At 75.4% G+C, this 22,539-nt stretch carries 16 protein-coding genes and 2 pseudogenes; 12 read left to right on the top strand and 6 right to left on the bottom strand.

The features are described from left to right. Positions 1 to 153: 153 nt before the first annotated feature. The 3 genes and pseudogenes from ACIQUQ_RS23210 to ACIQUQ_RS23200 all read left to right on the top strand — a co-directional run. Positions 154 to 621 (top strand): annotated as a pseudogene (locus ACIQUQ_RS23210) (aminoglycoside adenylyltransferase domain-containing protein); the annotation flags it as partial. Positions 622 to 847: 226 nt separating this feature from the next. After that, positions 848 to 2,221 carry a cryptochrome/photolyase family protein gene (locus tag ACIQUQ_RS23205; protein ID WP_403978879.1) on the top strand — a complete coding sequence of 458 codons (1,374 nt, stop codon included), beginning with the start codon at positions 848 to 850 and terminating at the stop codon, positions 2,219 to 2,221. A 151-nt stretch (positions 2,222 to 2,372) separates the two neighbouring features. Beyond that, positions 2,373 to 3,008: a sigma-70 family RNA polymerase sigma factor gene (locus ACIQUQ_RS23200; protein WP_403978876.1), complete on the top strand. Its 636-nt coding sequence runs from the start codon at positions 2,373 to 2,375 to the stop codon at positions 3,006 to 3,008. 31 nt (positions 3,009 to 3,039) lie between these two features. On the opposite strand, the gene ACIQUQ_RS23195 is transcribed toward ACIQUQ_RS23200, so the two are convergent. Together ACIQUQ_RS23195 and ACIQUQ_RS23190 are read right to left on the bottom strand one after the other, a co-directional pair. Beyond that, a complete protein-coding gene (locus ACIQUQ_RS23195) occupies positions 3,040 to 4,014 on the bottom strand; it encodes a B12-binding domain-containing protein (RefSeq protein WP_403979219.1) in 975 nt (324 codons plus the stop codon). 297 nt (positions 4,015 to 4,311) lie between these two features. Next, positions 4,312 to 4,686 (bottom strand): annotated as a pseudogene (locus ACIQUQ_RS23190) (MerR family transcriptional regulator); the annotation flags it as partial. A 1,400-nt stretch (positions 4,687 to 6,086) separates the two neighbouring features. Here ACIQUQ_RS23190 and ACIQUQ_RS23185 point away from each other — a divergent pair. The 4 genes from ACIQUQ_RS23185 (at position 6,087) to meaB (ending at position 13,629) form a co-directional block, all read left to right on the top strand. After that, positions 6,087 to 8,306, top strand: a complete 2,220-nt coding sequence (locus tag ACIQUQ_RS23185) for an NADP-dependent isocitrate dehydrogenase (protein WP_403978874.1) — start codon at positions 6,087 to 6,089, stop codon at positions 8,304 to 8,306. A 278-nt stretch (positions 8,307 to 8,584) separates the two neighbouring features. Further along, a complete protein-coding gene (gene mutA, locus ACIQUQ_RS23180) occupies positions 8,585 to 10,429 on the top strand; it encodes a methylmalonyl-CoA mutase small subunit (protein ID WP_403978872.1) in 1,845 nt (614 codons plus the stop codon). Further along, positions 10,429 to 12,633, top strand: coding sequence for a methylmalonyl-CoA mutase (gene scpA / locus ACIQUQ_RS23175; RefSeq protein WP_403979216.1), 2,205 nt, complete (start codon positions 10,429 to 10,431; stop codon positions 12,631 to 12,633). The genes mutA and scpA overlap by 1 nt, the downstream gene beginning before the upstream one ends. A gap of 9 nt (positions 12,634 to 12,642) precedes the next feature. Next, positions 12,643 to 13,629, top strand: coding sequence for a methylmalonyl Co-A mutase-associated GTPase MeaB (gene meaB / locus ACIQUQ_RS23170; RefSeq protein WP_403978870.1), 987 nt, complete (start codon positions 12,643 to 12,645; stop codon positions 13,627 to 13,629). Between the two features lie 131 nt (positions 13,630 to 13,760). Here meaB and ACIQUQ_RS23165 read toward each other — a convergent pair whose 3' ends face one another. Beyond that, positions 13,761 to 14,486 (bottom strand): SIR2 family NAD-dependent protein deacylase, encoded by a 726-nt coding sequence (locus ACIQUQ_RS23165; protein WP_403978868.1) that lies wholly within the window; start codon positions 14,484 to 14,486, stop codon positions 13,761 to 13,763. Positions 14,487 to 14,661: 175 nt separating this feature from the next. On the opposite strand from ACIQUQ_RS23165, the gene ACIQUQ_RS23160 reads away from it, so the two are divergent. After that, on the top strand, positions 14,662 to 16,278 hold the full coding sequence (locus ACIQUQ_RS23160) for a serine/threonine protein kinase (protein WP_403978865.1): 1,617 nt from the start codon (positions 14,662 to 14,664) through the stop codon (positions 16,276 to 16,278). Here ACIQUQ_RS23160 and ACIQUQ_RS23155 read toward each other — a convergent pair. Together ACIQUQ_RS23155 and ACIQUQ_RS23150 are read right to left on the bottom strand one after the other, a co-directional pair. Beyond that, the gene (locus tag ACIQUQ_RS23155; RefSeq protein ID WP_403978863.1) at positions 16,259 to 16,792 is read right to left on the bottom strand and encodes a GNAT family N-acetyltransferase; all 534 of its coding nucleotides are present in this window, start codon (positions 16,790 to 16,792) and stop codon (positions 16,259 to 16,261) included. The genes ACIQUQ_RS23160 and ACIQUQ_RS23155 overlap by 20 nt on opposite strands. Positions 16,793 to 16,833: 41 nt before the next feature. Further along, the gene (locus ACIQUQ_RS23150; RefSeq protein WP_403978860.1) at positions 16,834 to 17,292 is read right to left on the bottom strand and encodes a Crp/Fnr family transcriptional regulator; all 459 of its coding nucleotides are present in this window, start codon (positions 17,290 to 17,292) and stop codon (positions 16,834 to 16,836) included. 213 nt (positions 17,293 to 17,505) lie between these two features. Here ACIQUQ_RS23150 and ACIQUQ_RS23145 point away from each other — a divergent pair, with 213 nt between their 5' ends. The 3 genes from ACIQUQ_RS23145 to ACIQUQ_RS23135 all read left to right on the top strand — a co-directional run bounded on the left by ACIQUQ_RS23145 (position 17,506) and on the right by ACIQUQ_RS23135 (position 21,247). Next, complete coding sequence (locus tag ACIQUQ_RS23145; protein WP_403978857.1) at positions 17,506 to 18,822, top strand: hypothetical protein; 1,317 nt, start codon at positions 17,506 to 17,508, stop codon at positions 18,820 to 18,822. A 295-nt stretch (positions 18,823 to 19,117) separates the two neighbouring features. Beyond that, the gene (locus ACIQUQ_RS23140) at positions 19,118 to 20,335 is read left to right on the top strand and encodes a S8 family peptidase (protein WP_403978854.1); all 1,218 of its coding nucleotides are present in this window, start codon (positions 19,118 to 19,120) and stop codon (positions 20,333 to 20,335) included. 225 nt (positions 20,336 to 20,560) lie between these two features. Continuing rightward, positions 20,561 to 21,247 (top strand): NADPH-dependent F420 reductase, encoded by a 687-nt coding sequence (locus tag ACIQUQ_RS23135; RefSeq protein ID WP_403978851.1) that lies wholly within the window; start codon positions 20,561 to 20,563, stop codon positions 21,245 to 21,247. Positions 21,248 to 21,321: 74 nt separating this feature from the next. On the opposite strand, the gene ACIQUQ_RS23130 is transcribed toward ACIQUQ_RS23135, so the two are convergent. Then, positions 21,322 to 21,450 carry a hypothetical protein gene (locus tag ACIQUQ_RS23130; protein WP_403978849.1) on the bottom strand — a complete coding sequence of 43 codons (129 nt, stop codon included), beginning with the start codon at positions 21,448 to 21,450 and terminating at the stop codon, positions 21,322 to 21,324. A gap of 63 nt (positions 21,451 to 21,513) precedes the next feature. Between ACIQUQ_RS23130 and ACIQUQ_RS23125 the strand changes: the two genes are divergently transcribed. Beyond that, positions 21,514 to 22,293 carry an alpha/beta fold hydrolase gene (locus ACIQUQ_RS23125; RefSeq protein ID WP_403978846.1) on the top strand — a complete coding sequence of 260 codons (780 nt, stop codon included), beginning with the start codon at positions 21,514 to 21,516 and terminating at the stop codon, positions 22,291 to 22,293. Positions 22,294 to 22,539 lie beyond the last annotated feature (246 nt).

The following is a 22,539-nucleotide window of genomic DNA, read 5'->3' as shown; positions in this document are numbered from 1 at the left end:
CGACGTGGCCAAGGACAACAACGGCACCGTGATCCCGGACTGCTGACCCGCCGGACCGGCCCGCTCCGCGGGTGGTTGCGGCCCCCGCGACCACCCGCGAGAGTGGACCGGTGAACCAGGCAGGGGACCAGGCGGAGCGTCAGGCAGGGGATCCTGTACGGGGAGTGGCTGCGGGCGGAGTTCGAAGCCGGCGGCACCCCGCGCCCGGCGGCCACGCCGGACCTCGCCGTGCTGCTCACCATGGTGCTGTGCGGGGGCCGGGCCCTGGCCGGACCGCCACCGCACCGGCTGCTGGAGCCCGTACCGCACACGGACCTCGTCCGGGCCTCCCTGGCGGGCGTCCCGGGACTGCTTGACGACCTCGACGGGGACACCCGCAACGTCCTCCTCACCCTCGCGCGCATCTGGTGCACGCTCGACACCGGCGGCATCCGGCCCAAGGACGCCGCGGCCGCCTGGGCCCTGGACCGGCTGCCCCCGGCGCACCGGCCGGTCCTGGCCCACGCCCGGGACCTGTACCTGCACCACACGTACGCCGAGGAGACCTGGAGCCCGGAGCTCAGGTCCGGGGTGCGCCCGCACGCGGCCGAGGTGCTGGCGCGGATCGAGCGGGCGCGGTAGGGCCGCGGCGGCTCTCCGCGGGGGCGGACGGGGCGCGGTGGGGCCGCGGCGGCTCTCCGCGGGGGCGGACGGGGCGCGGTGGGGCGCGGCGGCTCTCCGTACGGGTGGACCGGGGCGCGTCGGGTGCATCCGGGGAGCGGGTACCGGAAGAAGTACGGGTGCCCAGTTCTTCGGCTCCCGGGCGCGGCGGAGGTCCGGCGGGGGCCCGTCGTCAGGAAGCGGTGCCATGAGCGTCTCGGTCGTGCTGTTCACCTCGGACCTGCGGGTCCACGACCACCCGCCGCTGCGGGCCGCCCTGAGCTCCGCGGACGAGGTCGTGCCGCTCTTCGTACGGGACCCGGCGGTGGACCGGGCCGGATTCGCCGCCCCCAACCGGCTCGCCTTCCTCGCCGACTGCCTGACCGACCTCGACGCCGGACTGCGCAGCCGCGGCGGCCGGCTCGTGGTGCGCTCCGGCGACACGGCGGCCGAGGTGCGCGCGGTGGTGCGGCGGACCGGCGCGGCCGAGGTGCACGTGGCCGCCGGCTACACCGCCTTCGCCCGGCGCAGGGAGGAGGAGCTGCGCCACGCCCTGGCGGACGAGGACTGCCGGCTCTGCGTCCACGAGGGCGTCTCCTCCGTGCTGCCGCCGGGCGAGGTCACGCCGCAGGGCTCCGACCACTTCGCCGTGTTCACCCCGTACCACCGCCGCTGGGAGGCCACCCGGCCCCGCGAGCCGCTCGCCGCCCCCCGGTCGGTACGGGTGCCGGACGGCCTGGACGGCGACCCCGTGCCCGCCCGCTCCGCCGTGGCCTCCGTGTCCGAGGGGCTCGCCGCGGGGGGTGAGGGCGAGGGCCGCAAGCGCCTCACCGGCTGGCTGGCCCGGCACGCCGACGAGTACGAGGACCGGCACGACGACCTCGCCGGCGACGCCACCTCCCGGCTCTCCCCGTACCTGCACTTCGGCGCGGTGTCGGCCGCCGAGGCCGTGCACCGGGCGCGGGAACGCGGCGGCGCCGGCGCCGAGGCCTTCGTACGGCAGCTGTGCTGGCGTGACTTCCACCTCCAGGTGCTGGCCGCCCGGCCGGACACCGCCACGGCGGACTACCGGCCGCGCCACGACCGCTGGCGCAGCGGGAAGCGGGCCGAGGAGGACCTGACCGCCTGGCGGGAGGGCCGCACCGGGTACCCCGTGGTGGACGCGGCGATGCGGCAGCTCGCCCACGAGGGCTGGATGCACAACCGGGGCCGGCTGATCGCCGCCTCCTTCCTCACCAAGACCCTCTACCTGGACTGGCGGGAGGGCGCCCGGCACTTCCTCGGCCTGCTCGCCGACGGCGACGTCGCGGAGAACCAGCTGAACTGGCAGTGGGTGGCCGGCACCGGCACCGACACCCGCCCCCACCGGGTGCTCAACCCCGTGCTCCAGGCCAAGAAGTACGACCGGTACGGCGCGTACGTACGCCGCTGGGTGCCCGAACTGGCCGACGTACCGGTGGCGCTGGTCCACGAGCCGTGGCGCCTGGACCCGTCGGACCGGGCGGACCGCGGATACCCCGAGCCGATCGTCACCCTGGCGGACGGACTGGCCCGCTTCCGGGAGGCGCGGGGACGGGACTGACGGGGCCGGGACCGACGGGCACGGAGCCGGGACTGTGAAACGCTGCACGATCGATGCGGCTGGTGAGGGGCGGGCCGCAGCCCGGAGCCTGGGAGGCGCCGGAGGGTCGGTCCTCCGGCGGATTCCACCCGGGAGGAAGGCCGCCCACGCCATGGCCGTGCGACACGCCGATCACGCCGTCGAAGCCGGTGCGGGTGCGCCCCCGGCCATTGCCCTGGCCGTCGCCCCGGACCCCGCCGGGCCCGCGCCCTCCGACGAGGACATCGGCAGGGGCCTGCGCGGCGGGGACGAGCGGTGTCTCGCCGAGGCCTACCGGCGCTGGGGCGGTCTCGTGCACGCCCTGGCGGCCCGGGTCCTGGGCGACGCCCGGGAGGCCGAGGACGTGACCCAGCAGGTCTTCCTGGCCGCGTGGCGCGGCCGCGCCGGCTACCGGCCGGAGCGCGGGCCCGTCGCCGGCTGGCTGGTGGGCATCGCCCGGCACACCACCGCCGACGCGCTGGCCGCCCGTACCCGGCGCCGCGAACTGGTCGCCGCGGCCGGTGCCGCGCTGCCGACGGGTGACGACGTGGCCGAGGGTCCGGAGCAGGTTCTGGACCGGCTGCTCGTCACCCGCGAGCTGGCCCGGCTGCCGTACGACCAGCGGGCCGTCCTGGCCCTCGCGTACTTCGGCGACCTCACCCAGGCCCAGATCGCCCACCGGACGGGCCTGCCGCTGGGCACGGTCAAGAGCCACGCCCGCCGCGGCCTCCACCGCCTCCGCAGCTGCCTGCCGGCCGTGGACGCCTGACCCGGGGCCGCCCGCGTGGGCCGGCGCCGGGTCAGGGATAGAGGGCGGTGAGGAGGGCCAGCGCCTCGTGCAGGGAGTTCGGACGGGCCAGGCCCGGGCCGGGGGCGCGGCCCGCCCAGCCCGGGCCGGCCAGCGCCACCAGGGGGCGGGTCCTGGCGCCCCGTACCCCGAAGGCGGTGCCGGCGACGTGCCGGGCCAGCGCGTGGCTCGCGGTGGACCTGGCCTGGGACCACAGCACGACCGCGGCGGGCCCGGTACGCCGGACCGCCGCGTCCAGTGCCTCGGGCGGCACGGCCGCGCCGAGCATGCGGACCGGCAGCCCCCGCGCCGCGAGCCCGGCGGCGAGGGCCTCCAGGGGGAGCGTGTGCTGCTCGGCCGGCACACAGGCCAGCAGCACCGGCGGTGCTCCGGCTGCGGCGGCGGGTACGGGGGCCCCGCCGGCGGGCAGCGCGCGGCGCAGGGCGGTCGACACGTGCCAGGACAGCAGGTGCTCGACCTCGACGTAACGGTCCCCGGACGACTCCCACTTCCGCCCCACCGCGTGCAGGGCGGGCACCATCACCTCCTCCCAGGCGGCGACGAGCCCGTGCCGGCTCACGAAGTCGCCGAGCAGGGCGTCGAGCGCGGGCCCGTCGAGCCGTACGGCCGCCCTGGCCAGCCCGCGCAGCTCCCGCCGGGCGTCCTCGGCGGGGTGGGGTGAAGCGGCCTGGGCGGGCGGGGTGCCGGGGGAGGGGAGGGCGTCGGGGCGCGCCGGGGTGCCGCCCGGTTCCGTGAGGGCGGGCGGGGCCGTGCCGGTCGCACCCGGCACGGGCACCCCGTCCGCCGCCGGACCGTCTGCTGCCGCCGTCGTGCTCCCCGGCACCGGCTCGACGGCCGCGGATGCGCCGGGCGCCGAACTGCGCGGCGGGACCGGCAGGCCGGCCCGTGCGGCGGCACCGGGAGCGGCCGAACGGGCTGCCGGAGTCGCACTCGCCGTCGAGGCGGCCGCCCCGGACGCGCCCGGCACGGAACCGCCCTGCGGGACGGGCCGGTCGGCCCCCGCGGCAGTTCCGGGGGCGGGCGCGTCCGGGGCGGCCGGTGGAGGGCTGCCCGCGCCCGGGCGGGCGGCCCCGGCCGCGTCGGCCGCCGGACCGCCGGGCGGTCCGGGCCGGTCGGTCCGCACGGCGGTGCCGGGAGTGGCCGTGCCGTCCGCAGAAGAGCCGTCGGCGGCCCCGGGGGCGGCGGCCCCGTAGGCGGCGGCCGCCCCACCACCGGGCGAGCCGGGCCGGCCGGTCCGCGCGTCGGCACCGGGAGCCGGTGCACCGCCGGGCGGTGCCGAGCCGCCGGACGCGGCCGGGTCTCCGGGGGGCGGCCCGGACGCCGACGGGGCCGCGTCGCCCGGCGGGGTGGGGCGTCCGTACCCCGCGGGGCCGGCGTCCGCCGCGGTGCGGGCGGCCCGGGCCGCCTCCGCCGGGGGCACCCCCGAGGCCGTCAGCCGGCACATCTCCGCCAGCATCGCGATGTCGGCCGGGGTCCAGCGGCGGTGCCGCCCGTCCTCGCGGGCGGCCGGGCCCAGCCCGTACCGCCGGTCCCACGAGCGCAGGGTGGTGGGGGAGACGCCGAGGCGCCGGGCCACCGCACCGGTGGTGAGACCGGGCGCCGTGCCGGGCGCGGGCGTCGCGTCGGACGTATCGGCCATGCGAACGAGTCTACGGCGGCGAAACGTCACACGAACGGTGCACCGGTCACTCCGGGGTCGGTCAGGAGGCCCGGGCATGGTGCGTCGGAGCAGCGCCTCGGGGGCGGGGGAGGTGCGGCCCGCGATGCAGGAGCGGAACGGGGCCGCCCCTGCCACGGCCATCACGCACACCTCGGCCCGCGCCCGGGCCTCCTCGGCGCCGACCGCGGGCGCGGGGGCCCGTACGTCGCCGGCCACGTGTCCGGCGTACCGCTCGTGGAAGGCGGCGACCGTGGCCGCGGCGGCCGTGTCGTGGGCGGCCATCGCCCCACCCCGGGCGACCAGCCGTACCAGGGGCAGCTCGCCGTGATCGCCGAGCACGGCGTCCAGGGCAGCGGCGACACCGCCGCCGTTGGCACCGTCCGCGCCGTCGGGGCCGACCTCATCGCCCGGTCCGGCGGCCCTCTCGGCGGCCGGCCCGGCCGCGCCCGGGTCCGGGACGGCGCCGGAAGGTCCGGCGCCCGCCGCCGTGCCCCTGCCGCCCGCCGCCGTGCCCCTGCCGCCCGGCCCGTGCACCGGGCCGCCGTCCGCCCGGGCTCCGGAGGGGCCACCGTCCCCGGCGGCGCCCCGCCCGTGAACCGGTCGGGGCCTCCTCCCGCGCGATGCCGTGGCCTCGCGCTCCGGCCGGGCCCTCGTCCCCGGCAGCGCTCTGGGCCCGCCCCGCCTCGTGGGCGGCAGCGGCGCTCGTGCGCGAACCGGCCGTCGGGTTGCCGCTCGCGCCGCCCGCCTCCGACGCGCCGCCCGCCTCCGACGCCCTGCCCGCCTCCGCCGCCCCCGCCTCCGACGCCCCGCCCGTCGCGTCCGCCCCGCCTGTCGTTCCCGCCCCGCCTGTCGCGTTCGTCGCGCGCTCCGCCCGTCGGGCCCGCTCCGCCCGTCGCGGCCGCCGCGGCCGGGCCTGCCCGGGCGGCGACGCGGCGCAGGGCCGCGGTCAGGATGCGGTCGCGCAATGCCGCGAGGAGGTCGGCGCGGGACGGCAGTGGCACCGGAGGTGTCCGAGGCGGACCCCGGCCGCATCGGCCACCGCGCGCAGGGTCGGTGCGGATCCGCCCGAGGCGGAGAGAACCCCTCGGCGGCGTCCAGCACGTCGGCCCGCCGCTGCGCCCTCCTGGCGGTGGGCCGTGCCGGGCCGGCCGTCCGCGGACGACCGGCGGTCCGCGGACGGTTGGCAGTCCAACGGCCGGCCGCCCGGGCCCGCCGTCTCACCCCTTGGGCCGGGAAAGGGGCGATTCGCGCGGGCCGCCGTCCCGGATCCTCAACCGGATCTCAGGCCGGGCCACTGTCGAGAGGGGGCCGATCACGAGATATCTTGATGTCAAGCAATGTTGCAGACGCAGAACGCAGACGTGGAGCGGAGCACCCTGGTGACTGACTCGACCATCATCTACACCCACACCGACGAGGCCCCGGCCCTGGCGACGTACTCGTTCCTGCCGGTGATCCAGGCGTACGCCTCGACGGCCGGTGTGACGGTGGAGACGCGCGACATCTCCCTGGCGGGCCGGATCATCGCCAGCTTCCCCGAGCGTCTCGAGGAGGGCCAGCGCATCGCCGACGCGCTCGCCGAGCTCGGCGAGCTGGCGAAGACCCCCGAGGCCAACATCATCAAGCTGCCGAACATCTCGGCCTCGATCCCGCAGCTGAAGGCCGCGATCGCGGAGCTCCAGGGCCAGGGCTACGCCCTGCCGGACTACCCGGACGACCCGAAGACCGACGAGGAGCGCGACGTCCGCGCCCGCTACGACAAGGTCAAGGGCAGCGCCGTCAACCCGGTCCTGCGCGAGGGCAACTCCGACCGCCGCGCGCCCGGCTCGGTCAAGAACTACGCCAAGACCCACCCGCACCGCATGGGTGCCTGGTCGGCCGACTCCAAGACCGAAGTCGCCACCATGGGCGTGAACGACTTCCGCTCCACCGAGAAGTCCGCCGTGATCGCCGCCGACGGCAAGCTGCGCATCGAGCACGTCGCCGCCGACGGCGCCGTGACCGTGCTGCGCGAGTCGGTCCCGGTCCTCGCCGGCGAGGTCGTCGACGCGTCCGTCATGCGCGTCGCCGCCCTCCGCGAGTTCCTGACCGCGCAGGTCGCCCGCGCCAAGGCCGAGGGCGTGCTGTTCTCCGTGCACCTCAAGGCCACGATGATGAAGGTCTCCGACCCGATCGTCTTCGGCCACGTGGTCCGCGCCTTCTTCCCGCAGACCTTCGCCAAGTACGGCGAGGTCCTGGCCGGCGCCGGCCTCTCCCCGAACGACGGCCTCGGCACCATCCTCGGCGGCCTCGCCGCGCTGCCCCAGGGCGACGAGATCAAGGCCTCCTTCGACGCCGAGATCGCCGAGGGCCCGGCCCTCGCGATGGTCGACTCCGACAAGGGCATCACCAACCTGCACGTGCCGTCCGACGTCATCGTCGACGCCTCGATGCCGGCCATGATCCGCACCTCCGGCCACATGTGGGGCCCGGACGGCCAGGAGGCCGACACCCTCGCCGTCCTGCCGGACAGCTCCTACGCCGGCGTCTACCAGGCCGTCGTCGAGGACTGCAAGGCGCACGGCGCCTTCGACCCGTCGACCATGGGCTCCGTCCCGAACGTCGGCCTGATGGCGCAGAAGGCCGAGGAGTACGGCTCCCACGACAAGACCTTCGAGATCGCCGCGGCCGGCACCGTCCGCGTCGTCGACGCCGAGGGCAACACCGTCCTGGAGCAGGAGGTCGCCGAGGGCGACATCTTCCGCGCCTGCCAGACCAAGGACCTGCCGATCCAGGACTGGGTCAAGCTCGCCGTCACCCGCGCCCGCGCCACCGGCGACCCGGCCGTGTTCTGGCTCGACGAGACCCGCGCCCACGACGCGCAGCTGATCGAGAAGGTCAACGCGTACCTGCCGCAGCACGACACCGAGGGCCTGACCATCAAGGTCCTGTCCCCGGTCGAGGCCACCAAGTTCTCCCTGGAGCGCATCCGCCGCGGCGAGAACACCATCTCCGTCACCGGCAACGTGCTGCGCGACTACCTGACCGACCTCTTCCCGATCCTGGAGCTGGGCACCAGCGCCAAGATGCTGTCGGTCGTCCCGCTGATGGCGGGCGGCGGCCTCTTCGAGACGGGCGCCGGCGGCTCCGCCCCGAAGCACGTCCAGCAGCTCGTCAAGGAGAACTACCTGCGCTGGGACTCGCTCGGCGAGTTCTTCGCCCTGGCGGCCTCCTTCGAGCACCTGGCCACCACCACGGGCAACGCCCGCGCCCAGGTCCTGGCCGACACCCTCGACCGCGCCACCGGCACCTTCCTCAACGAGGACAAGTCGCCGACCCGTCGCGTCGGCGGCATCGACAACCGCGGCAGCCACTTCTACCTGGCCACCTACTGGGCCCAGGAGCTGGCCAAGCAGACCGAGGACGCCCAGCTCGCCGAGGCCTTCGCCCCGCTGGCGAAGACCCTCACCGAGTCCGAGCAGACCATCGTCGACGAGCTGAACTCGGTCCAGGGCTCCCCGGCCGAGATCGGCGGCTACTACCAGCCCGACGTCACCAAGGCGGCGGCCGTGATGCGCCCGTCGGCCACCTTCAACCAGGCGATCGCCTCGCTCGCCTGAGTCTGAGGACCCCGCGTCCCGCCCCGGCCGGCCCCGTGCCGGCCGGGGCGGACCCGTGTCCGGGCCGGGCGGCAGGGGCGGCACAGGCACGCGGCCGACCCGGGCCGCTCCCGGCCCGCTCCCGCCCCCTCCCGAATAGTTAACGCCCATTAACCAACAGAACCGGTCAATTGGGCCCCCGCCGCAGGTCGGAGCGGGTCCGAAGGGCCTCCGGAGAGGGGAAGGTCACACGCGCGGCCTCTCATGGCACTGAGTGCCTTTCCCCTAGCATCCAGGGCATGACGGTTCTGCCCGATGACGGGCTCTCGCTCGCAGCCGAGTTCCCGGACGCCACCCACGACGAGTGGCAGCGCCTGGTCGAAGGCGTGCTGCGCAAGGCGGGCAAGGACGTGTCCGGCGACGCCGCCGAGCAGGCACTGGCGACCGCGCTGGACGACGGACTCACCGCCCGCCCCCTCTACACGCCCCGCGACACCGCACCGGCCACCGGGTACCCGGGCTTCGCGCCGTTCGTCCGCGGCGGCCGGCCCGTCGGCGGCTGGGACGTGCGCCAGCGCCACGACCGCCCCGAGCCCGGCCCCGCCAACGAGGCGGTCCTCGCCGACCTCGAGAACGGCGTGACCTCCCTCTGGCTCACCCTCGGCGGCGCACACCTCCCGGTCTCCGCGCTCCCCGCGGTCCTGGACGGCGTCTACCTCGACCTCGCCCCCGTGGTGCTGGACGCCGGCGCCGAGACCCCGGCCGCCGCGGCCGCGCTGCTCGCCCTGTACGAGGCCCGCGGCGTCGCCCGCGAAGCCGCCCGCGGCAACCTCGGCGCCGACCCGCTCGGCCTGGCCGCCCGTACCGGCGGCACGCCCGACCCCACCGCCGCCGTGGCCCTCGCCCAGCGCTGCCACGAGGAGTACCCCGGCCTGCGCGCCCTCACCGTGGACGCCCTGCCGTGCCACGAGGCCGGCGCCTCCGCCGCCCAGGAACTCGGCGCCTCCCTCGCCACCGGCGTCGCCTACCTCCGCCACCTCACGGAGGCCGGACTGCCGGCCGAAGCGGCCCTGCGCCAGCTGGAGTTCCGCTACGCCGCCACCGCCGACCAGTTCCTCACCATCGCCAAGCTGCGCGCCGCCCGCCGCCTGTGGGCCCGCGTCGCCGAGGTCTGCGGCGCCCGCTCCGGGGACGCCGGCGCCCAGCGCCAGCACGCGGTCACCTCGCCGGTGATGATGACCCGCCGCGACCCGTACGTGAACATGCTCCGCACCACGATCGCCACCCTCGGCGCCGGCGTCGGCGGCGCCGACTCCGTGACCGTGCTGCCCTTCGACCACGAACTGGGCCTGCCGGACGCCTTCGCCCGCCGCATCGCCCGCAACACCTCCTCCGTCCTGCTGGAGGAGTCGCACCTGGGCCGCGTCGCCGACCCGGCCGGCGGCTCCTGGTACGTGGAGCGCCTCACCGACGAGCTGGCCGAGGCTGCCTGGGCGTTCTTCCAGGAGCTGGAGGCCGCCGGCGGCCAGGCCGCCGCCCTCGCCTCCGGCCTGCTCGGCGACCGCATCGCCGCCACCTGGGCCGCCCGCACCCGCAAGCTCGCCACCCGGCGCGAACCCGTCACCGGCGTCAGCGAGTTCCCGCACCTCGCCGAGAAGCCCGTCGAGCGCGAGCCCGCGCCCCGGCCGCTCTCCGGCGGCCTGCCGCGGGTCCGCCGCGACGAGGCGTACGAGGCCCTGCGCGCCCGCTCGGACGCCCACCTGGCCGCCACCGGCAGCCGCCCGAAGGTGTTCATCGCCGCCCTCGGCCCTGCCTCCGCGCACACCGCCCGCGCCACCTTCGCCGCCAACCTCTTCCAGGCCGGCGGCATCGAACCGGTCCACGACCCGGTCTCCGTCGACGCGGAGACCGCCGGCGCGGCCTTCGCCGCCTCCGGCGCCGAGATCGCCTGCCTGTGCTCCAGCGACGCCCTCTACGAGGAGCAGGCCGCCGCGGTCGCGGGCGCCCTCAAGGCCGCCGGCGCACGCGAGGTGCACCTCGCGGGCCGCGGCGAGCACGCGGACGTCGACGCCCAGATCTTCGCGGGCTGCGACGCCGTGGCCGTCCTGTCCTCCATCCTCGACCGCTTGGGAGTTGCGGCATGATGCAGATCCCCGACTTCTCGCAGGTGCCGCTCGGCGACGGCGCACCCGCCGAGGTCACCGAGGAGCAGTGGTCGGCCGCCGTCAAGGAGACCACCGGCTCCAGCGCCTCGGACCTGCTCTGGGAGACCCCGGAGGGCATCGGCGTCAAGCCGCTGTACACCGGACGCGACCTGGAGGGCCTGGACTTCCTCGGCACCTACCCGGGCGCGGCCCCGTACCTGCGCGGCCCCTACCCGACGATGTACGTCAACCAGCCGTGGACCATCCGCCAGTACGCCGGCTTCTCCACGGCCGAAGAGTCCAACGCCTTCTACCGGCGCAACCTCGCCGCCGGACAGAAGGGCCTCTCCGTCGCCTTCGACCTGCCCACCCACCGCGGGTACGACAGCGACCACCCGCGCGTCACCGGCGACGTCGGCATGGCGGGCGTGGCCATCGACTCCATCTACGACATGCGGCAGCTGTTCGACGGCATCCCGCTGGACAAGATGACCGTGTCGATGACGATGAACGGCGCGGTGCTGCCGGTCCTCGCCCTCTACATCGTCGCCGCCGAGGAACAGGGCGTACCGCCCGAGAAGCTGGCCGGGACCATCCAGAACGACATCCTCAAGGAGTTCATGGTCCGCAACACCTACATCTACCCGCCCCGGCCCTCGATGCGGATCATCTCCGACATCTTCGCGTACACCTCGCAGAAGATGCCGCGCTACAACTCGATCTCCATCTCCGGCTACCACATCCAGGAGGCCGGGGCCACGGCCGACCTGGAGCTGGCCTACACCCTCGCCGACGGCGTCGAGTACCTGCGCGCCGGCCGCGGCGCCGGCCTCGACGTGGACGCCTTCGCACCCCGCCTGTCGTTCTTCTGGGCGATCGGCATGAACTTCTTCATGGAGGTCGCCAAGCTCCGCGCCGCCCGCCTCCTGTGGGCCAAGCTGGTCAAGCAGTTCGACCCGAAGAACCCCAAGTCGCTCTCCCTGCGCACCCATTCGCAGACCTCCGGCTGGTCCCTCACCGCGCAGGACGTGTTCAACAACGTCACCCGCACCATGGTCGAGGCCATGGCCGCCACCCAGGGCCACACCCAGTCGCTGCACACCAACGCCCTCGACGAGGCCCTCGCGCTGCCCACCGACTTCTCCGCGCGCATCGCCCGCAACACCCAGCTCCTGCTCCAGCAGGAGTCGGGCACCTGCCGGGTCATCGACCCCTGGGGTGGCAGCGCGTACGTCGAGAAGCTCACCTACGACCTCGCGCGCCGCGCCTGGCAGCACATCCAGGAGGTCGAGGCGGCCGGCGGCATGGCCCAGGCCATCGACGCCGGCATCCCCAAGCTCCGCGTCGAGGAGGCCGCAGCCCGCACCCAGGCCCGGATCGACTCCGGACGCCAGCCGGTGATCGGCGTCAACACGTACCGCGTCGAGAACGACGAGCAGATCGAGGTCCTCAAGGTCGACAACTCCTCGGTGCGCGCGCAGCAGATCGCCAAGCTGCGCCGGCTGCGCGAGGAGCGCGACGAGCGGGCCTGCCAGGACGCGCTCACCGCGCTGACCGAGGCCGCCGGCCGCGAGTCCGGCACCGGCCTGGAGTCCAACCTCCTCGCCCTCGCCGTCAACGCCGCCCGCGCCAAGGCCACCGTCGGCGAGATCTCCGACGCCCTGGAGAAGGTGTACGGCCGCCACGCCAGCCAGATCCGTACGATCTCCGGCGTGTACCGCAACGAGGCAGGGGAGTCGCCGCACGTGGACCGCACCCGCGCCCTGGTCGACCGCTTCGAGGAGTCCGAGGGCCGCCGCCCCCGCATCCTCGTCGCGAAGATGGGCCAGGACGGACACGACCGGGGCCAGAAGGTGATCGCCACCGCCTTCGCCGACCTGGGCTTCGACGTCGACGTCGGCCCCCTCTTCCAGACGCCGGCCGAGGTGGCCCGGCAGGCGGTCGAGGCGGACGTCCACATCGTGGGCGTCTCGTCCCTGGCCGCCGGCCACCTGACCCTCGTACCGGCACTCCGCGAGGAGCTGGCCGCCGAGGGGCGCGACGACATCATGGTCGTCGTCGGCGGGGTGATCCCCCCTCAGGACGTCCCCACGCTGCTGGAGATGGGCGCCGCCGCGGTCTTCCCGCCCGGCACCGTCATCCCCGACGCGGCGTACGACCTGGTGACGCGGCTCGGCGCGGCACTGGGCCACGACGAGCTGTAGGCGCGGCGCGTGGCCATCGACCTCGACGCCTACGTCAAGGGCGTGCTCGACGGCAAGCGGGCGTTCATCGCCCGCGCCGTCACCCTCGTCGAGTCCACCCGGCCCGACCACCGGGTGCTGGCCCAGCGGCTCCTCACCGAGCTGCTGCCGCACACCGGCCGGGCCCGGCGGATCGGCATCAGCGGCGTGCCGGGTGTCGGCAAGTCGACCTTCATCGACGCCTTCGGCACCCTGCTCACCGGGCTGGGCCACCGGGTCGCGGTGCTGGCCGTCGACCCGTCCTCGACCCGCACCGGCGGCTCCATCCTCGGCGACAAGACGCGGATGGAGCGGCTCGCCGTCGACCCCGCCGCCTTCGTGCGGCCCTCGCCGAGCGCGGGCACGCTCGGCGGGGTCGCCAAGGCCACCCGCGAGTCCATGGTGGTCATGGAGGCGGCCGGGTACGACGTGGTCCTCGTCGAGACCGTCGGCGTGGGCCAGTCCGAGACCACCGTCGCCAACATGGTCGACACCTTCCTGCTGCTCACCCTCGCCCGCACCGGCGACCAGCTCCAGGGCATCAAGAAGGGCGTCCTGGAACTCGCCGACGTGATCGCCGTGAACAAGGCCGACGGCCCGCACGAGCGCGACGCGAAGGCCGCGGCCCGCGAACTCGCGGGCGCGCTGCGGCTGATGCACCCGGCCGACGCCGCCTGGACCCCGCCGGTGCTCAGCTGCAGCGCCCGCGAGTCCACCGGCCTCGACGTGGTCTGGGAGCGCCTCGAACAGCACCGCAAGGTGCTGGACGCGGGCGGACGGCTCGACGCCAAGCGCAGCGCGCAGCAGGTGGACTGGGCCTGGGCGATGGTCCAGGACGAACTGCTGGGCCGGCTGCGCGCCCACCCGGCCGTACGCGCCCTCGCCCCCGACCTCGAACGCCGGGTCAGGGACGGGGAACTGACGGCCACCCTGGCCGCCGAGGGCATCCTCGACGCCTTCGGCGGCGGCCGGGGCTGAAGCTGCGGGGCAGCGGGGGCCGGCACCGTACCGGTCGGCCCCCCGGCTGGGCGTCTGCCCGGCTGGGCGTCTGCCCGGCTGGACGGCTGGACCGGCCCCGCCGGACCGGGCGGGGCTGCCGGTCCCCGGGCTCAGGCCACCAGCCGGCGCAGCAGCTCCGGCAGGGCCTCCCCGATCGGCTCGCGGATCACCTCGTCGGCCAGCGGGTCGTACGGCGTCGGCTCGCCGTTGACGATCAGCAGCCGGGCCCCGTGCTCCGCGGCCACCCCGGCGAGGGACGCCGCGGGCTGCACCTGGAGCGAGCTGCCCACCGCCACGAACACGGTGCAGCCCTTGGCGATCGCCAGCGCCTGCCCCAGTACCACCGGGTCCAGCGCCTGCCCGAACATCACCGTCGCCGCCTTGAGGATCCCGCCGCACGACCGGCAGGCCGGGTCCTCCTCGCCCGCCTCGATCCGCCCCAGCGCCTCGTCCATCGAGGACCGCACGTGGCACCGCGTACAGGTCACCGCCCTTGCGGTGCCGTGGAGTTCGAGCACCTTCCGCTCGGACAGCCCCGCCTGCTGGTGCAGCCCGTCGACGTTCTGGGTGAGCACCCGCACCGCGGTGCCGGTGCGCTCCAGCTCCGCGATGGCCAGGTGCGCCGCGTTCGGCTCCGCCCCGAGCGCGCCGATCTCCTGTCGCATCCGCCACGACCGGCGGCGCACGTCCGGATCGCTCATGTAGCTGTCGTACGTGACCAGTTGCTCCGCTCCCGGCTCCCTCCGCCACAGGCCGTTGGGGCCCCGGTAGTCGGGGATGCCGGAATCGGTGGAGATGCCGGCACCGGTCAGGATCGCGATCAGAGGCTTGCCCATGGCGCCGACCCTATGCACGGTCCGGACACCGGGCGAAGCGTTTTCCGGGCGCACCCAGTCCCGGGCGCACCCCGTCCCGGGCGGATCCGGCTGTGGCGGTGGCGGGGAGCGATGGGTAGTCTCCCCGCGCGATCCGCCCCGGTGGCCGGGGCGGGCAGGGGGACGGGGGAGCGTCGTGACGGTGGGGGATGCCCTGGAGGCGGGGGACCCGCGACGGGCCGGCCAGTACCGGATCGTGGCGCGGCTGGGCGCGGGCGGCATGGGCCGGGTGTACCTCGGCCGGTCGCCGGCGGGCCGGGCCGTGGCGGTCAAGGTGGTGCGGCCGGAGCTGGCGGAGGACGAGCAGTTCCGGCGCCGGTTCGCCCGGGAGGTGGCGGCGGCCCGCCGGGTGAACGGCGTGTTCACCGCCGGTGTCCTGGACGCCGACCCGGAGGGCAGACCGCCCTGGCTGGCCACCGCGTACGTACCGGGGCTGTCGCTGGCGGGGGCGGTCGGCGCGTACGGCCCCTGGCCCGCCGGACCGGTCCTCGCGCTCGGCGCCGGGCTGGCGGAGGCCCTGGGCGCCATCCACGGGGCCGGGGTGGTGCACCGCGACCTCAAACCCGGGAACGTGCTGCTGTCCGCCGACGGGCCCCGCGTGATCGACTTCGGGATCTCGGTGGCCGCCGACGTCAGCGCGCTGACCAGGACCGGCTTCGCCATCGGCACGCCCGGCTTCATGGCCCCCGAGCAGGTGCTGGCCGGCGCGGTCGGACCGGCGGCCGACGTGTTCTCGCTGGGCGCGGTGCTGGCCTGGACCGCCACCGGGACGGGCCCTTTCGGCATCGGCTCCGCCCACGCCGTGAACTTCCGCGCGGTCTACGAGGACCCCGACGTCACGGCGGTGCCGGCCGTGCTGCGGGAGGTGGTGCTGGACTGCCTGGCCAGGGAGCCGGAACGGCGCCCCGGCGTGGCGGAGCTGCTGGAGCGCCTCACGGCGGCGAGCGGCGCCACGCCCGACCCGCTGGCCGTACCGGAACAGTGGCTGCCGGCCCCGGTCGCCCGAGCCGTCCGCGCGGGAGCCGCGGGGGCCGCGGGGGCCGGGCACGCGCGGACGCTGGAGGGGGAGGCGGTGGAGGCGGTGGTGGGTGGTGCCGCCGGCGGGCCGCACGGGCCCGCGGACCGGCGCCGGGCGGAGCCCGCGACCGAGCCCGCGGCAGAGGGCGTGGCAGAGCATGTGGCAGAACCCGTGGTGGGCGTGCGGTCCGGAGAACGGTCCCGCCCCGCCGGGCAGCGCCCGGCCTGGCTGCGCCGTGCCGCGATCGGCGGGAGCGCCCTGGCCTCGGTCGCGGCCCTCGCGGTGTCGGTCGTGGTCTACCTCGCCGGGCAGGACGAGGAACCGGGCGGCGGGCGCAGGAGCGGGGCGCAGGGCCCGAGCGCCACGACGAGCGTGGCGGCGCCGACGACGCGCCCCGCCACGCCCTCGGCCGGGGTCACGCCCGCGAAGACGGCCGGAGGCGATCTGCCCGGGGTGCCGGTGACCACGTTCAAGGACGGGCCGCTGCGGAGCAGCCCGTCCCGGGATTCCCAGCGGCTCGGCACCGTCCGGGCCGGCCGCCACGAGGTCTTCTGCCGGACCCGGGGCGCGACGGTCACCGAGAACGGCGTCTACAACTCCTGGTGGTTGTGGACGGAGGTCGACGGCACGCGCGGCTGGGTGTCCGCGTACTACCTCAACGGGGACGACCAGGCCCTCGCGGCGGACGGCTCGGTCCTCCCCGACTGCCCCGACCTCAGCCCACGTACTCGGTGAGGTCGATCTCGTAGACGTGCAGGGCGTGGCCGTAGGCGGGGTGTACGGTTTCACGCTGCAATGTCATACCGAGCTTGCGCATCACGTTCTCCGAGGCGTGGTTCCCCGGCCGGCAGATGCTGACCACCCGGTCCAGGCCGCGGTCCTGGAGGGCGAACTCCAGGGCGGCGTGCGCGGCCTCCGAGGCGTACCCCTGGCCCCAGAACGGCCGGCCCAGGCGCCAGCCGATCTCCACGGCGGGCAGCACCTCCGGCAGGAAGTCCGGGACCGACAGCCCGGTGAACCCGATCAGCTCACCGGAGCCGAGCAGCTCCACGGCGAACAGCCCGAAGCCCTCGTCGTCCCACTCCTCCTCCCACCGCTCGATCGCGTCCGCCGTCTGCTCCAGGTCGCGCGTCGAGCCGTCCGCGATCCACTGCATGACCTCGGGGTCTGCGTGGATCTCGGACATGGGGACGAGGTCGTCCTCCTGCCAGCGGCGCAGGAGGAGACGGGGGGTGAGGATCTCGGTCATGCCCTCCATCCTGCCGTACGCCGGCGGACGCTCCCGCCGGGCTAGCGGGCGCTGGTGTACGGCGCGTACAGGTCCAGCAGCCGCACGCGCGCCACCTGCAGGCGGTGGGCCAGGACCCGGCCGACCCAGTGGCCGATGGCCGAGCCGAACGTGGGGTCCGCGTCCATCAGCATGCGGACCGCCACCCCGTCGAAGGCATGGGTGCGGACCGGGGTCATCGCCTCGGCGCCGAGCTGCCAGACGTACGGCGGGAAGAGCCAGGACCAGCCCACCAGCTCGCCCGGTCCCAGACTCTCGATCTGGGCGGGGCGACGGCCGGGGACGTTCATCTCCAGGGTGACCGTGCCGGACCGGACGATCCAGAACTGGTCGGCCGGGGTCCCCTCGTCGAAGATCCGGGCGCCCGCGGGGAAGTTCACCTCGCGGGCCAGGGCCATCAGGCGCTCGCGGTGTTCGGGGGAGAGGACGGCGGCGATGCGGAAGGGGGACGGTGTGCTCATGGCGGCCTCCGGTGTCGAGCCTCTTCCAGTGTCCCCGAGGAGCCGCAAAGGGCCAGGTGTACGCACCGCCCCCTGATTTCCCGGGCCGGAACCACCCCACCGTCACTCTGGGTGACCGCCTGTGCGCTGGGTTGCTGCCGTTCCGTGGGTCGGCTGTCCAGGGGTGGGGCTAGGGTGACCGGCGAGCATGATCGCGTTTTTGACGGGGGGCCCGTGAGCCAGGAACGTCCTGCGTACTACGAGCTCGGCCACGGCGACGATCTCGGTCTCACCGCCCTGGCCGAACGCCTCGCCCTCGCCGGCACCGGCACCGGCCCGATGGCCGCGATCAGGTGCGCGGCGGAGATCGCGGACGGGGCCGAGGGGGCGGACGCGGTCGAACTGGGCGAGGACGCTCGCCGGCTCATCGCCTCCGCACTTCCGGCACGCGTCCTTTCCACCGTATGGCTGGCCGCCTCGGGCTACGGCTTCGACCCGGACAACCACGGGATGGGCATCCGCGGATGGCTGGAGAGCCTCTCCGAGGTCTCCACGGCACGGCTCCGGCAGAACAGGCGCTCCTACGCACCGCCGCCGGTGCGGCCGGTGCGGGACGAGCGGCTGTGCCGCGCGGTCGTGGCGGAGATCCGCGCCAGCGCACCCGCGCTCGCCCGCGCCTCGGGGCTGCCGGACCTCGTCGACGCCCTGGAGCAGGTCGTGACGGGTGCCGACGGTGATCTCGGCATGCGGCTCTTCCTGCGCGCGCTGAAGACGTCGTCCGTTTCCGTCCCGTACGAGCAGTACGGCCGCATGCTGGCCCTGGGCCGGCAGTTCGGCTTTCCCCCGGCCGTCGTGTACGACGGCCTCGCCATCGACTGGCCGCCGGTCAGCACCACCCGCACGGGGATCGACGACGACTTCGGACTCTCCCGGCTCGCCCGGTTGTTCGGTGCGGGATGGCATCACCGCACACCCCGCGCGGCCATCGCGAACGCCGCGACGGGCGACGGCTACCAGCGCCCTCCGGGCTCCGAGGCGGCCGTCCTGCTGGAGGACACCCGCCGGATGCTCGGCTCCGGCCTGTCCGACGACACGATCACCCTGCTGTGGCTGGCGGCGACGGAGCGGGGTCACAACCTGGACTGGATCGGCATCGGCGGCCGGGAGTGGCTGCAGCAGGTCGTGGAGGTGTGCGAGGCCCACCTGGCCCGGGTCGCTCCCGCCTACGTCCCTTCGCCGCCCGCGGTCCGCACCGACCGCAGGGACGCCGTCCTGCGCGAGATCCGGGAGCAGGCACCCCCCGCCGCGGCCAGGGTGATCAGCCCCGAGTTCCGCCCTCTGGGAGGCGACACCGTGTTCGGCGTACTGGAACAGGTCGTGACCCGGGTCGACCCCGACCTCGGCTTCCGGCTGTTCCTGCGGTTCCTGCAGCTCCTGCAACTGCCGGTCACCGAGGAGCAGTACACCCGGTACGGCAGCCTGGCCGGCCTCTTCCGGTACGGCGACGACCATCTCTACTGGTCGGTCGACCACCTGGTGCAGCGCACCTGACCGTACGGGAGCCAACGCGTCGAACGGCGTTGCTCCGCAGCGGTGTTGGTGGTCTGGATCACGTCCGTGCGGGTGGGGGAGGGGGGACTGTCGCGGCGGGATGGCAGTCGTGTGACCTGGGTGTGAAAAGGCGTCAACCGCCTTGTCCGGCCTCACCCGATGGGCGACGGTGACGATCACGCCGCGACCGGAGGCATCCGGATCGCGGCCGACCGTGCGACCCCGCACGACCTCACCCCCACCAGCGCGCGCCCCGCACACGGGTGCGCGCCGCCCATGAGGAGGACCCCTCGTAATGGCACTCCCCCGCAGCACCAAGACCCGCATCGCCGTGGCCGTCACGACCGCCGCCGCCACGGCCCTGCTGGGCACCCTGACCACGCTGCCCGCGCAGGCCGCACCCACGGCCGCCGGCACCGTGCTCGGGGCCGGCTCGCCGGACGCGGTCCCCGGCAGCTACATCGTCACCCTCAAGCAGGGCGCGGGCTTCACCCCCGCCTCCGACCGGGGCCACCGGCTGATATCCGGGCACGGCGGCCAGGTGCGCAAGACCTTCCGCGCGGCGCTGAACGGGTACGCCGTCACCCTCGGCGCCGCCCAGGCCCGGAAGCTGGCCGCGGACCCCGCGGTCGCCTCCGTCGAGCAGAACCGCATCGTCAGGGCCGACGCCACGCAGACCGGCGCCCCCTGGGGCCTGGACCGGATCGACCAGCCGAACCTGCCGCTGTCCGGCACGTACACCTACCCCGACAGCGCGGGCTCCGGCGTGACCGCGTACGTCATCGACACCGGCGTCCGCATCTCCCACCAGGAGCTCGCCGGCCGGGCGGTCAACGGCTACGACGCCGTCGAGGGCGACTCCGTCGCGCAGGACGGCAACGGCCACGGCACCCATGTGGCCACCACCATCGCCGGATCCACGTACGGCGTGGCGAAGAAGGCGAAGGTCGTGGCCGTCCGCGTGCTGGACGACAACGGCTCCGGCACCACCGCAGGCGTCATCGCCGGCATCGACTGGGTCACCGCGAACCACGCCGCGGGCGCCCCGGCCGTCGCCAACCTCTCGCTCGGCGGCGGCGCGTCCACCGCGCTCGACAACGCCGTGCGCAACTCCATCGCGGACGGCGTCACCTACGCCGTCGCGGCGGGCAACTCGGGCGTCAACGCGCGCAACTCCTCGCCCGCCCGGGTGACCGAGGCCCTCACCGTCGGCGCCACCAACAACGCCGACGCCAAGGCCTCCTGGTCCAACTACGGTGCCGTACTGGACCTGTTCGCCCCCGGCGTCTCGATCACGGCCGGCTGGAACACCGGCGACACGGCGACGAACACCATCTCCGGTACCTCGATGGCCGCCCCGCACGTCGCGGGCGCCGCGGCCGTCTACCTCGCCGGGCACACCTCCGCCACCCCGGCGCAGGTCGCCACGGCCCTGGTGAACGGCGCCACCACGGGCAAGGTCACCAGCCCCGGCAGCGGTTCCCCGAACCGGCTGCTCCGGCTGGTCCCGTAGGACCGGGCCGGCCGCGGGCAGGACCGCGGGGCTCCCGGCGGCGGCGACGGCGCCGCCGGGGCCCGGCGTGTCGCGGCCGGACCTCCGGAACTCGCCCGGGCCGTCCGTACCTTGGACCACGTACCAGCGGTCCGCGCAGTACAACGGTACGGTCGCCCGGGCGGGGCCGGCCCGTCCGGGCGGGGCCCGTCTGTCCGGGCCCCCGGAACCTGAAGGGGTAAGAACATGCGTTACGCAGTCCTCGGCACCGGGAGCGTCGGCCGGACCCTCGCCGCCCGCCTCGTCTCCCTCGGCCACGACGTGGTCGTCGGCACCCGGGACCCGGAGGCCACCCTCGCCCGCACCGAACCCGACGGGCGCGGCCTCGCCCCCTTCGGCCGGTGGCAGGCGGAGAACAGCGCGGTGCGCCTGGCCACGTTCGCCCATGCGGCGGCCCAGGGGGACGCCGTCGTCAACACCACCAGCGGCGCGGTGAGCCTCGCCGTACTCGACGCGGCGGGCGCCGCGAACCTCGCCGGCAAGGTCCTCGTCGACATCGCCAACCCGCTGGACTTCTCGGGGGGCTTCCCGCCCTCCCTCGACCCCGTCAACACCGACAGCCTGGGCGAGCGCATCCAGCGCGCGCACCCCGCCGCGCGCGTGGTGAAGACGCTGAACACCATGCACGCGCTGATCATGGTCGACCCGTCGCGGATCCAGGGCGACCACAACGTCTTCCTCTCCGGCGACGACGCCGACGCCAAGAAGGACGTCACCGAGCTGCTGCGCTCCTTCGGCTGGCCCGACCGCAGCATCATCGACCTCGGCGGCATCGAGACCGCCCGCGGCACCGAGATGCTGCTGCCCGTCTGGCTGCGGCTGATGACCGCCCTCGGGCACGCCGACTTCAACTTCCACATCCAGGGGGCCTGAACGCTGTAGGGCCGCTCGGGGGCGTTTGTGCGGCTGCTCGGGGGCCGTTTGTGCGGCTGGTTGTACGGCTGCTTTTAGGGCTGCTTGCAGGGCTGTTCGGGCGGCTGCTTGTACGGCTGCTCGGGCGGCTGGTTGTACGGCTGCTGGCGCGGCGGCTTGTACGGCTGCTCGTACGGTTCCGCGTGCGGCTCCTTTCGCGCCACGCCGCCCGGCCCTTTCCGCGGGGCGGCCTGGCGCGCCGCCGCCCGCCGCCACAGACTGGCGGCATGGAATCCATGGTGAAGGTCAGCGGCACGGACGAGGTGTGGGCCGAGGACACCGGGGGCGCGGGCACCCCGCTGGTGCTGCTGCACCCGGGGGTGGGCGACTCCTCCCTCTGGGACGGCATCCTGCCCGGCCTCGCCGCCCGGCATCGCGTGATCCGCTACGACGTACGCGGCTACGGGCGCTCCCCGGCACCCACCGCCCGGTACTCCATCGCCGCCGATCTCGCCGCTGTGCTGGACCACTTCGGGGCCCGCAGGGCCGTACTCGTCGGCTCCAGCATGGGCGGCTCCGCCGCTCTGAGCCTGGCGGTGGCGGACCCCGGCCGGGTTGCCGGCCTCGCCCTGTTCGTACCCGGTGTGACGGGGTACGAGGGGCTGGAGCCGGCGGGCTTCGTCCAGGAGCTGGAGCGGCTCGCCACGGCCGGCGACACGGAGGGCATCGTCGCGCTGGGCCTGGGGATCTGGGGTCGCGCGGGCACCGACGGCGACCCACACGCCGCCGCGGCCCTGCGCTCCGCGCTCCGCGGCTGGTTCACGAACCACCCCCACCAGGTGCCCGACGCGCCCGTCTTCGACCGGCTCGGCGAGGTGGCCGCGCCGACCGTGCTGGCACTGGGGGAGCTCGACCAGCCCGAGGTGGTGCGCTGCAACGAGGAGATGGCCGCGCGCATCCCGGGCTGCCGGCTGGTCCGCCTCGCGGGCTCGGACCACTTCCCGACCCTCCGCGAGCCGGAGGCCGTCGCCGGCCTGATCGAGGATCTGGCTGCCCGGGTGGGGTGAGCGGGCGGCGGGCGGCGGACGGGGGGCGGGGCCGGGTAGGCGGGCGGCCGCCGCCCGAGCCGGGTAGTCGGCCCACCACCTGCGCCGGGTGAGCGGCCCGCCGGCTTCCGCGCCCCGCCGCCTTCCGCGCCCCGCCGGAGCTCGCTTCGGGGGTGGGTCGTGTGGTGTGTGGGTCCCCTCGGTGCTTGACCCGTCGTGGCCTGCAGGCCCTGCGGCAGGCCCACCCCGGGGGCAAGGGGGCTTCGC

This window comes from Streptomyces sp. NPDC101118, assembly GCF_044759445.1.
GTDB lineage: Bacteria > Actinomycetota > Actinomycetes > Streptomycetales > Streptomycetaceae > Streptomyces.
The sequence above is the reverse complement of the archived record's forward strand: the minus strand, read 5'-3'. Positions and strand labels throughout refer to the sequence as shown.